At 57.1% G+C, this 9,609-nt stretch carries 14 protein-coding genes; 9 read left to right on the forward strand and 5 right to left on the reverse strand.

The features are described 5' to 3' along the window. Window positions 1–57: 57 nt before the first annotated feature. On the reverse strand, window positions 58–525 hold the full coding sequence (bfr, locus tag BMZ23_RS05235; protein WP_093473623.1) for a bacterioferritin: 468 nt from the start codon (window positions 523–525) through the stop codon (window positions 58–60). A 184-nt stretch (window positions 526–709) separates the two neighbouring features. After that, a complete protein-coding gene (locus BMZ23_RS05240; RefSeq protein ID WP_093473625.1) occupies window positions 710–916 on the reverse strand; it encodes a bacterioferritin-associated ferredoxin in 207 nt (68 codons plus the stop codon). Between the two features lie 275 nt (window positions 917–1,191). Between BMZ23_RS05240 and BMZ23_RS05245 the strand changes: the two genes are divergently transcribed. From BMZ23_RS05245 to BMZ23_RS05275, 7 genes are all read left to right on the forward strand, one after another. Beyond that, on the forward strand, window positions 1,192–1,443 hold the full coding sequence (locus tag BMZ23_RS05245) for a hypothetical protein (protein ID WP_143069565.1): 252 nt from the start codon (window positions 1,192–1,194) through the stop codon (window positions 1,441–1,443). Between the two features lie 146 nt (window positions 1,444–1,589). Then, entirely contained in the window at window positions 1,590–2,417 is an 828-nt protein-coding gene (locus tag BMZ23_RS05250; RefSeq protein ID WP_093473629.1) for a coiled-coil domain-containing protein, read from the forward strand. A 98-nt stretch (window positions 2,418–2,515) separates the two neighbouring features. Then, a complete protein-coding gene (locus BMZ23_RS05255; RefSeq protein ID WP_093473631.1) occupies window positions 2,516–3,397 on the forward strand; it encodes an NAD(+) kinase in 882 nt (293 codons plus the stop codon). 4 nt (window positions 3,398–3,401) lie between these two features. Continuing rightward, window positions 3,402–4,370 carry a metallophosphoesterase gene (locus tag BMZ23_RS05260; protein WP_093473633.1) on the forward strand — a complete coding sequence of 323 codons (969 nt, stop codon included), beginning with the start codon at window positions 3,402–3,404 and terminating at the stop codon, window positions 4,368–4,370. A gap of 7 nt (window positions 4,371–4,377) precedes the next feature. Beyond that, on the forward strand, window positions 4,378–5,217 hold the full coding sequence (locus BMZ23_RS05265; protein WP_281242301.1) for a rhomboid family intramembrane serine protease: 840 nt from the start codon (window positions 4,378–4,380) through the stop codon (window positions 5,215–5,217). Further along, window positions 5,214–6,509 carry an alpha/beta fold hydrolase gene (locus BMZ23_RS05270; RefSeq protein ID WP_093473637.1) on the forward strand — a complete coding sequence of 432 codons (1,296 nt, stop codon included), beginning with the start codon at window positions 5,214–5,216 and terminating at the stop codon, window positions 6,507–6,509. The genes BMZ23_RS05265 and BMZ23_RS05270 overlap by 4 nt, the downstream gene beginning before the upstream one ends. Further along, on the forward strand, window positions 6,506–7,249 hold the full coding sequence (locus BMZ23_RS05275; RefSeq protein WP_093473639.1) for an MlaA family lipoprotein: 744 nt from the start codon (window positions 6,506–6,508) through the stop codon (window positions 7,247–7,249). Before BMZ23_RS05270 ends, BMZ23_RS05275 begins: the two co-directional genes overlap by 4 nt. Before the next feature lie 17 nt (window positions 7,250–7,266). Here BMZ23_RS05275 and BMZ23_RS05280 read toward each other — a convergent pair whose 3' ends face one another. From BMZ23_RS05280 to tnpA, 3 genes are all read right to left on the reverse strand, one after another. Next, on the reverse strand, window positions 7,267–7,479 hold the full coding sequence (locus tag BMZ23_RS05280; protein ID WP_093473641.1) for a DUF2061 domain-containing protein: 213 nt from the start codon (window positions 7,477–7,479) through the stop codon (window positions 7,267–7,269). A gap of 135 nt (window positions 7,480–7,614) precedes the next feature. Then, window positions 7,615–7,797 (reverse strand): PA3496 family putative envelope integrity protein, encoded by a 183-nt coding sequence (locus tag BMZ23_RS05285; protein ID WP_093473643.1) that lies wholly within the window; start codon window positions 7,795–7,797, stop codon window positions 7,615–7,617. A gap of 156 nt (window positions 7,798–7,953) precedes the next feature. Beyond that, on the reverse strand, window positions 7,954–8,397 hold the full coding sequence (tnpA, locus tag BMZ23_RS05290; protein ID WP_093473645.1) for an IS200/IS605 family transposase: 444 nt from the start codon (window positions 8,395–8,397) through the stop codon (window positions 7,954–7,956). An 83-nt stretch (window positions 8,398–8,480) separates the two neighbouring features. Here tnpA and BMZ23_RS05295 point away from each other — a divergent pair, with 83 nt between their 5' ends. Together BMZ23_RS05295 and BMZ23_RS15045 are read left to right on the forward strand one after the other, a co-directional pair. Further along, window positions 8,481–9,350 carry a hypothetical protein gene (locus tag BMZ23_RS05295; RefSeq protein WP_218143567.1) on the forward strand — a complete coding sequence of 290 codons (870 nt, stop codon included), beginning with the start codon at window positions 8,481–8,483 and terminating at the stop codon, window positions 9,348–9,350. A 35-nt stretch (window positions 9,351–9,385) separates the two neighbouring features. Beyond that, a partial coding sequence (locus tag BMZ23_RS15045; RefSeq protein WP_218143568.1) for a hypothetical protein occupies window positions 9,386–9,609 on the forward strand: 224 nt, incomplete at its 3' end.

The raw sequence follows: 9,609 nt of genomic DNA on the forward strand, positions 1-9,609 counted from the left end.
TGTTGCGCAGGTAATGCGGGTTGATCTGTATCAAAGCCGGCAGATCACCGATGGGGTTCAGCCTATCTGGGACTGTTGGTAGTTTTCCAGACCAATACGATCGATCAGTTCCAGCTGGGTTTCAAGCCAGTCCTGATGTTCTTCCTCGTCTTCGAGAATTTCACGGCAGAGATCTCTGCTCACATAGTCACCGACGCTTTCGCAATGCGCGATGGCCTCACGCAGGGCAGGGATGGCTCCCTCTTCGAGTTTGAGGTCACACTCAAGAATTTCCCGGACATTTTCACCGATCATCAGACGGCCGAGATCCTGCAGGTTTGGGATGCCCTCAAGGAACAGAATGCGCTTGGTCAGCTTGTCGGCATGTTTCATTTCGCCGATTGATTCCTTGTATTCACGCTCGCCAAGCTTGTCCAAGCCCCAGTTTTGCAGCATGCGGGCATGCAGGAAATACTGGTTAATGGCAACCAGCTCATTGCCGAGCAGGATGTTCAGATGCTTGATGACCTTGGCGTCGCCTTTCATAACGGGAACCTCGCGCAGATGTACTGGCCGACAAGTCTGGCCCTGTCGTGCAAGGCTGTCAAACAACCAAGTGCATGGCGCTTAATGGCTCAGGAAGCGGGTATCCTGTGGCTGATTCCCTGGCGTGCCAGCGGCAGTCGCTGCCGGATTGGGCAGGGGGGGCTGCACAGCCGGTCGGGCAGACTCAGGCTGCAACCCATTGTGCACCGCCGAAATGTTCGGAGTGGGCTGGACGGGAGTCTTTCAACAGGCTTTTGCACGTGCGGGCACATTTTCCGCATTGAGTGCCAACCTCAAGTGCATCACGCAGTTCACGCATGCTGTCAGCGCCATTATGGATGGCGGCGCGGATCTGGCTGTCGGTTACACCCTTGCACAGACATACGTACATGATGGCAACTCCCGGAAGGCTCTTGAATCAAAGACTAAAGATAATGAGATTGATTGTCAATAACAAATAAATGCAGCAGATCCCTGCCTTGCCGTCGACTGTTTTGCAGGGGAACAGGGGGTGGGATGATCCGTTTCAGGCGTATTGCGCCCGGTAGCGGAGCCTGAAGAGGGGATGGATGTGATGTTGGTCACAGCGTGGTGCTTTGCGCTTTTGAAGGATCGGCTGGGTGTGGCTAAATGTTGCAACTCAGTGAATTGCCTCAGGACTGCCGCATGCCCCTACCTACACTATTCCGGACCCAGCGGGGGCATATCGCGATTGAGCTGGCCAGTGTTCTGGGGTTGCTGGTGCCTCCATTGGTCCTGATTCTGGTGTTGCTGGGCAATTACTTGCAGCACGCCTGGCAGGAGGAACTGCTGGTGCGGCATGCGGACCTTATTCTGGGCACAGGTTACAGCCAGCCTGAGGCGGACGATGGCGCCCTCTGGGACGGCCATGCTTTGCACGCAAGGCGGCAGCAATGATACGGATGCACATTTGAGCTGCATTTGGCTACACTGAAGCTGATGTGCACCGTCGCCCCGCGGTTGGTGGTTGCACTGTCCAGGGAGCGCTCCAGTCAACCGACCATTGAGCGGGTAGGAGACAACAGGAAAAGGACCCAATATAGATGACACAGAAGCCGGTACTGACCGAAGCCGTTATGTTCATGGCCGATCAGGGTGTTGCAAAGCAGATGCTTTATCCCGAGTTCGAGGCGCTGCTCGACGGCATGGTTTCGGCACCTGAATTTGCCGACGAGACGGTTGAAGCCGTGTTTCTGCAGATCAATCCACGGTTGCAGATTCGCGCAGCCGTTTTTTTTCTGATCGATATCAATCAGGACGGTCAGGTCAGCAAACTCTGGAACATGCCCTTGCGACAACTGGCCGAGAGAGCTGCGCGCGGACCTGATCTTGGTGGCGGTCCGATCCGTCTGGTGTGTCTGGGGTTTGCTCCGACCAAGGAGCACCGCCAGCATCTCTGGAAGCCGGCGCAGCGAGCCGGTAAACCCGATTTTGTCCTTATACGCGATGCCGTGCGCAGCAACAGCCTGGGTATTCTTGGCGAGGATGAAGAGGCCGCTCGCCTGCTTTCCTCCGAGCGCTTGCATCTTGCGGCCGTCGAGTCGCTGTACGGCGACACCTCGATGCCGCAGACGCCAGGTGAGCTGCAGGCCGAGATAGAGCATCTGCGTGACGAGCGGCAGTTGCATGTGCAACAGATCGAATCGCTCAAGAGTCAGCTGGATGAGCTGCATGAGCAGATCGACGGTTTTCGCAAGCAGAAAGCCGAAGAAATGCGTCTGATCAAAGAGCGTCATTCCGAGCATTTGCATATTGTTCAGGGCGAACTGATGGACGTAAAAAATCAGCTGCAGGAGCAGCAGCGCATCAACGGCACACTCAAGCGAGACCTGGCCCGCTTGCAAACCCGCACAACCGGCGATACCGACTGATTTGCAGCGGCGGCGCCGCTGCGGAATAATCAGTGCCACGACTGGCATCGCGCTGGCTGCTCTGATGTGGCGCCAGTGCCCGGATATAGAGACGTGGCATGGAGCAGTTTCGCAATATCGGCCTGATTGGCCGCCTTGGCAGCGGCCGGGTGGTCGATACCCTGAAAAGACTCAAGCGTTTTCTGCTCGACAGCGGGCACGGCGTGATCCTCGAGGATGCCGTGGCCGATCTGCTGCCAGGCCACAATTTACAGGTTTGCTCGCGCAAGATGATGGGCGAGATATGTGATCTGGTTATTGTCGTCGGTGGCGATGGCAGCCTGCTTGGCGCGGCACGGGCGTTGTGCCGCTACAATGTGCCGGTTCTGGGCGTGAACAGGGGCGGGCTGGGTTTCCTGACCGATATTTCGCCCGATGAGCTCGAGCAACGTGTCGGCGATGTTCTTGATGGGCGCTTCATGGTGGAAACCCGCTTCCTGCTGGATACCTTTGTGCGGCGGGGTGAGGAGCAACTGGGCAGCAGCGAAGCCCTCAATGATGTGGTGTTGCATCCCGGAAAATCGGCACGGATGATCGAGTTTGAACTCTTCATCGACGGCCAGTTTGTGTACAGCCAGAAGTCGGACGGACTTATCGTCGCTACGCCTACCGGCTCCACTGCCTATTCGCTGTCAGCCGGCGGACCAATCATGCATCCCAAGCTGGATGCCATAGTACTGGTGCCGATGTTCCCGCATACCCTGTCGAGCCGTCCGATTGTGGTCGATGGTAACAGCGAGCTGAAGATCATCATCTCCAAACAGAACGGTATCTACCCGCAGATCAGTTGCGACGGTCAGGTTCACATTACTTGCGCACCGGGCGACAGCATAACCATCCGCAAGAAGCCGCAAAAATTGCGACTGATACATCCTTTGGACCATAACTTCTATGCAACCTGCCGCAGCAAGCTTGGCTGGTCCAGCCGGTTGACGGAGTAGGCAAATGGACGTTGATCCGGACGTTCAGGGCTATGACATTATTGGCGATGTGCACGGTTGTGCGCATACCCTGGAGTGTCTGCTCGAGCGTCTTGGCTACCGCAAACGTCAGGGCGTCTGGCAGCACCCGTTACGCAAGGCGCTGTTCCTCGGTGATATTGTTGATCGCGGCCCGCGTATTCGCGAGGCGTTACACCTGGTGCGCGACATGGTTGAGGGCGGACAGGCGCTGTGCATCATGGGCAATCACGAGTACAACGCACTGGGATGGGAAACACCGGCACCAGCCGGAAGCAGCCGGCGTTTTGTGCGCGAGCACAGCGAGCGGCATCTGCGCCAGATTCGCGAAACCCTGGAGCAGTTCGCGGCCTACCCGGCTGAATGGCAGGAGTTTGTCGGCTGGTTCCACCAGTTGCCGCTGTATCTCGATCTTGGAGGCGTGCGTCTGGTGCATGCCTGCTGGGATGACCGTTTGATCCAGCCGTTTGCCGCGCAATACCCGGATGCCTGTATAGACCGGGAATTTCTGCAGGCTTCGGTGGAGTGTGACAGTTTTGCCCATCAGGTTTTTGACCGGTTGCTGCGCGGGACTGACATGCCATTGCCGCACGGCATGACCATGACGGGCAAGGACGGCTTTACCCGGGCATTTTTCCGCACCAAGTTTTGGGAAGAAAACCCGCATACCTATGGTGATATCGTATTCCAGCCGGATGCCTTGCCCGAGTATATAGCCGACCGGCCATTGAGCCCGCAGCAGAAGGCCGAACTGCTGATCTATGATCAGAGCCAGCCGCTACTTTTTGTCGGTCATTACTGGCAGCAGGGCAAACCCCATCCGATACGTCCCAATCTGGCCTGTCTTGATTACAGCGCAGTGAAGTACGGCAAACTGGTAGCCTATCGCTGGAACGGCGAACAGCATCTTCAGCGGGATAACTTTGTCTGGGTTGATGTGCCCCGACTGGACTGAGGCAAACATGTACCGAGCCCTGGAATGCCCTTTGACTGAGGATCTGGCACCCCTGTCGCGTTTTTTGCGGGCGCAGGGCACAGTCCACCGCATCAGCGAAGAGCGTGGCCTGCAAGTGGTCTGGACGCTGGATGAAGCAGATGCGCTGGTGGTTCGCCGGCTCCATGCTGACGGTGTGCCGGCGTTGTCGGCAGCTTTTGTCGAGCAACCGGCTCAGGCTGCACCCGGCTTGCTGTTCTGGCTTCGCCACGCCCCACTGACAATGTTTCTGGTTGCCCTGTGCCTGCTGGTCGCCGTCTTGACCGGTCTGGGTGATCGTATAGATGCACTTGTGTGGTTCACTGTTACCCCGCCAGTGGGGCCGCAGCATCTGCAGCTGGCACTCGACCTGCAACAGCCCTGGAGGCTGTTTACCCCGATACTGATCCATTTCAGTCTGCTGCATCTGGCATTCAATATGCTCTGGTTGTGGGAGCTTGGCAGGCGTGTGGAATTACGTTCCGGCGGGTTTTGGCTGCTTGGTCTGCTGGCGCTGTTTGCCCTTGTCTCCAATTTGGCGCAACTGTTGGTGAGCGGGAATCCCTGGTTTGGCGGTATGTCCGGCGTGCTCTACGGCCTCTTGGGTTACTGCTGGCTTTATCAGTGGTTGGCGCCCAACCATCACTTTGACCTGCCCAAGGGCGTGGTCGTACTGATGCTGGTCTGGTTGCTGCTGTGTCTCAGCGGGCTGGTTACACTGGCGGGTTTTGGTGCTATCGCCAACACAGCGCACGTCAGTGGGCTGCTGGCAGGTTGCGCTGCAGGCCTGGCTGCAGGCGCGCTGGCGCGCAACAGGTCGGAACAATGAAGCCTGTACGTCTGGTTCTGTTGTGCCTGCTGTGTTCTGTGCTCCCGGCATTTGCCGGTGAGGCTGCCAGTGATTTCGATTTCGCCGAAACCAACCCGCTGCTTGCGACTATCGCCGGAACGCCGCGCCATCAACAGCCGGACCTGCCGCGTGATGTCGATGTTCGGCAGCGCGACCTGCGCGTGCGGGTATTGCCCGAACGTGAATTGCCTGCAGCCCTCTCGGGCTTTCGGGATCTGGAGTTCCGGCTGGCCTGGCAGCGCGAGCCTGCGCCGCTGGTGTTTTTGCTGGCTGGCACCGGCTCCGGCTATGACAGTGCGCGGATGGATTTTCTGAAACGGGTGTTCTGGCAGGCGGGAATGCATGTGCTGGTACTTTCCTCACCGACCAATCATGACTTCCTTGCGGCAGCCTCGCGCAGTGCCTTGCCGGGTTTGCCGGCAGATGACGCCCGTGACCTGCACGCGGCGATGATGCTGGCTAGCGAGCGGGCGCAACAGGCTACCGGCATCCAGATCACTGGATATCATCTGGTCGGCTTCAGTCTGGGGGCATTGCATGCGGCCTTTGTTGCCGAACTGGATCACCGATTGCTCAAGCAATTCGATTTTCAGCGTGTTTTATTGTTGAACCCGCCGGTCAGCTTGCTTAACTCGGTTCGCCGGCTGGATGCGCTGGTGCAGGTTCAGATGGACGACAGCTCCGGAGCAGATGATTTCTACGAGCGCATGTTTGACAAGGTGGCCCGTTATTATGCCGAGCAGGGAGGCGGTGACCTTGAGACCGCACTCTATGGCAGCTTGCAGAACTCACTCAGCGATGCCGAGTTGGCGATGCTGATCGGCGCTGTTTTCCGGTTTGCTGCAGCCGACCTGGTATTTATGTCCGATCTGCTCAATGGCCGGGCCGAATATGCCCCTGGCGATCGCCGCCTGTGGGTCAGTACCTCCCTGACGCCCTATTTGCGCAAGGCGTTGTTCTGCGATTTTGGCTGCTATCTGAATACCCGGCTACGGCCCGCCTGGGAAACGCGACACGCCGGCGGAACGCTTGGGCAACTGGCGCATCAGGCAAGCCTGCAGGCGATAGCTGACTACCTCGGCAATGAACCCCGTATCGCCGTCATCGGTGCTGCTGACGACCTGATATTGACCCGCGAGGATTACGATTTTTTGCTGGAAATCTTCGGTGATCGAGCCGTCATCTACCCCCGTGGCGGGCATGGCGGACATTTGCAGCACAAGGCCGTGGTTGAAAGAGCACTGGACCTGCTGTCCGGAGGCAAGCCATGAAGGTAAAGCTGGGTCTGCTTATGATGTTTTTAAGCCTGCCCGCCCTGGCCGAGTATCGGGACGCGCTGGAAGGATTGCCGCTGGATGACTCCTGGAGTCAGTTGCGTTTCGAGCGCTCCAGCTTGCGGGCACTGGATGTGCATGATCCATTGGAGCCGCTGAACCGGCGTGTTTACCGTTTCAATAGCCAACTCGACCGGCATGTCATGGTTCCGATGGTGCGTGGTTACGAAACTGTTACACCGCGTTTTGTCCGTTCGGGAATCAGAAACCTGTTCGCGAATCTGGCCGACATACCGAATCTGGTAAACAGCCTGGCCCAGGGCAAATTCGAACAGGGCATGCGGACTACGGCACGCTTGCTATTTAACAGCACGCTCGGCGTTGCCGGGCTTGTTGATGTGGCAGAGCGGATGGGCTTGCCACAGGAAAGTGAGGATTTCGGACAGACCCTGGGGTATTACGGCGTGCCGCCCGGGCCCTATCTGGTGCTTCCGGTGCTGGGTCCATCCAATGTGCGAGATGCAGGAGGCTTGCTGGCAGACTGGCGGGTCGACAGGCGATTGGATTTGTTTGGCCAGCAGTCACTGTACAGACATCACCCGGAGACCTGGGCGTTATATGTGGTTGACCTGCGTTACAACACCCCGTTTCGCTATGGCGTGCTGGATAGCCCATTCGAGTATGACCAGATCCGCTATCTGTATCTCAAGCTGCGCCAACTGCAAATACAACAGTAGACGCAACCTGGGAAATATCAGGCATGCAGCAGGTTCTCTGCAGATTTGGCGTTGCGTCGTGCCTGCTCGATACGTGTCCAGATCTTTTCGTGGAAATGAAAAGCCACAGTGTTCAGAGCCGGTTCTACCAGCGCTACTGCGCCGCCAAGCAGCAGGCTACCGGTCATGGCATACACCACGGCGAAGGCAATGGCGAAATGCATGATGGCAAAAGTAATGGTCTTGGTCATGTTTCACCCCTAACTCGCAAATGGGAATTATTCCCGATGAGTTCAGCCTAGACGTCAGCCGGTAAAAGGCAAAACAGAAAATGTCAATTTAGTCGATTGCCCGGCTCTATTGACGCCGTGGCAGGAAAACGCCCATCAGAAGTCGAAATCGAAATCCGACAACTGCTTTTGCAGGCGGCGCTCTTCCAGGTAGTTATCGATCAGCCGGCGCTTGGTCAGGCTGCTCTTGGTGCTTGCTGCATTATCGGTATCCGGCGCATCGTCTTCTTCAATAAAGTCGTCGTCGTCCAGTTCAATATCGGCTTTGGCCTTGCTCATGACTCAGCTCCGCAATGAAGGTGCCATTTGCGCACCTTATAGCGGCAGATTGAGGATTGCGGAAATAGTTTTTTTTTATTGTTATACCCAGATTTACTCGAAACCTTTGAGATGTTTAGCCGCGCATCCTACGCATGAACGCTTTGGCGTCGTGCGCTAGTCAAGCGGCTGTCCGAGCTTGCGAGGATCGTCTTGATTCTCGATGTAGCGAAGCAGTGTTTCGATGTTGGCGCGCCCACCTACGCTGATTAGGGCATAGGCACTATTCCAGAAACATGGCTTCCAATAAAACGGTGCCAGGTGTGCGGCGTACTCCTTGCGCATGTGTCGCGCAGTAACGGACTTCAGATTCTTTACCAGGTCAGACAGCTTGACCGTTGGATTCGTCTCAAACAGCAGATGGACGTGATCAGCCTCACCGCCAAACTCCACCAACACACAGTCCCACTTGGCAAGCAGCCCGCGCATCAGTTCTTCCAGGCGCTCAAGCATGCCTGGTGTCAGACACTTATGGCGATACTTCATTGATAGCACCAAATGATAAAATAGCCTATAAGCACTGTGATTGCTGGTTCTAAGTCTTGCATATTCCATATACATGATTAACTATATGACCAATGGGAACGGCTATGATACGCACCGACAAATGGCCTCTGCAAGCCACTGCACATCAGCACCACCTGATGCGCATGACCCTGGCGGAATACCGGGCATACTGTCGTGCCCTGTCAATTGTCGTGCTTAACAACTGGCCAGCGCTCAGCAAGGCGCCCAGCTTTGCCGCTGCCGTTGAACGGCTGATTCACCCTACGGCGAAAAACCCGAAGCCGCGCCACAGCTACTTCGCCAGGCGCTTCTACAAATTCCCGTCCTACCTGCGGCGGGCGGCTATCGAGTTTGTCAAAGGCCAAGTGTCGAGCTACCTGACGCGCTATGACGCATGGCTGGACGGTGATCGGCGCCGCCCTGATGCCAAACCACCGATCTTTACCCCAGTTTCGGGGTGCTACCCGGCGATGTACCGGGGCCAGCAGATCAAGTTCAACGACGACTTCTCTCAGGTCAGCCTGAAACTCTGGAATGGCCGCGAATGGCTTTGGCATGACATGCCGATTAAGTCGGTCCGGCATCGCCACCTGCTTGGCACAATTAAATCGCCGTCCCTGGTGGTGGCTCGCCGCTGCTACTTGTCCGTCCCTGTCGAAGTGAAGCCCGAACGCCTGCCAATGGCTGATCGGGTCTGCGCTGTGGACATTGGTATCAACGCGCTGGCCACGGCCAGTATCGTTTCATCTGGCGGCACTGTCGTAGCCCGGAGGTTTTTTCATCCGGCTGCGGACATAGACCGCCGCAATAAACGCGGCCTGCTGATACGCCGCAAAGCCCGCAAAACGGCCAAGCTCTCCAAGGGGTTTTGCGCTGGATTGCACCGCAAGGCGCGACACATCAATGAGCAGATTGCACAGCTCACCTCAAAGCATCTGGTGCAGTACGCATTGGCGCATGGGGCGGATGTGATCGTGCTGGAGAACCTGAAAGGCTGGAGAACCTGAAAGGCTGGAGGCCCAAGGCCGGCGCCAAGCGCTCGATGCTGCGCCAGCGCTTCCACGGCTGGCTACATCGGCGGCTGGCAACACTGATCGAGGCGAAGTTTGCCGAGACTGGTGGCCGAGTCGAGTATGTCTATGCGCGGGGCACTTCATCCTGGGCATTCGACGGCTCAGGGAAACTCAAGCGTGACGCCAAGCACTACGAGCTGGCCACCTTCAGCACAGGCAAGCAGTACAACTGCGACCTCAATGCCAGCTACAA

The sequence above is a fragment of the Halopseudomonas yangmingensis genome (assembly GCF_900114825.1).
Classification (GTDB): Bacteria; Pseudomonadota; Gammaproteobacteria; order Pseudomonadales; family Pseudomonadaceae; genus Halopseudomonas; species Halopseudomonas yangmingensis.

Bases quoted from the DNA above. Each gene is read 5' to 3' on its own strand.
- bfr (WP_093473623.1), bottom strand. From the start codon at position 525: ATGAAAGGCGACGCCAAGGTCATCAAGCATCTGAACATCCTGCTCGGC.
- BMZ23_RS05240 (WP_093473625.1), bottom strand. From the start codon at position 916: ATGTACGTATGTCTGTGCAAGGGTGTAACCGACAGCCAGATCCGCGCC.
- BMZ23_RS05245 (WP_143069565.1), top strand. From the start codon at position 1,192: ATGCCCCTACCTACACTATTCCGGACCCAGCGGGGGCATATCGCGATT.
- BMZ23_RS05250 (WP_093473629.1), top strand. From the start codon at position 1,590: ATGACACAGAAGCCGGTACTGACCGAAGCCGTTATGTTCATGGCCGAT.
- BMZ23_RS05255 (WP_093473631.1), top strand. From the start codon at position 2,516: ATGGAGCAGTTTCGCAATATCGGCCTGATTGGCCGCCTTGGCAGCGGC.
- BMZ23_RS05260 (WP_093473633.1), top strand. From the start codon at position 3,402: ATGGACGTTGATCCGGACGTTCAGGGCTATGACATTATTGGCGATGTG.
- BMZ23_RS05265 (WP_281242301.1), top strand. From the start codon at position 4,378: ATGTACCGAGCCCTGGAATGCCCTTTGACTGAGGATCTGGCACCCCTG.
- BMZ23_RS05270 (WP_093473637.1), top strand. From the start codon at position 5,214: ATGAAGCCTGTACGTCTGGTTCTGTTGTGCCTGCTGTGTTCTGTGCTC.
- BMZ23_RS05275 (WP_093473639.1), top strand. From the start codon at position 6,506: ATGAAGGTAAAGCTGGGTCTGCTTATGATGTTTTTAAGCCTGCCCGCC.
- BMZ23_RS05280 (WP_093473641.1), bottom strand. From the start codon at position 7,479: ATGACCAAGACCATTACTTTTGCCATCATGCATTTCGCCATTGCCTTC.
- BMZ23_RS05285 (WP_093473643.1), bottom strand. From the start codon at position 7,797: ATGAGCAAGGCCAAAGCCGATATTGAACTGGACGACGACGACTTTATT.
- tnpA (WP_093473645.1), bottom strand. From the start codon at position 8,397: ATGTATATGGAATATGCAAGACTTAGAACCAGCAATCACAGTGCTTAT.
- BMZ23_RS05295 (WP_218143567.1), top strand. From the start codon at position 8,481: ATGCGCATGACCCTGGCGGAATACCGGGCATACTGTCGTGCCCTGTCA.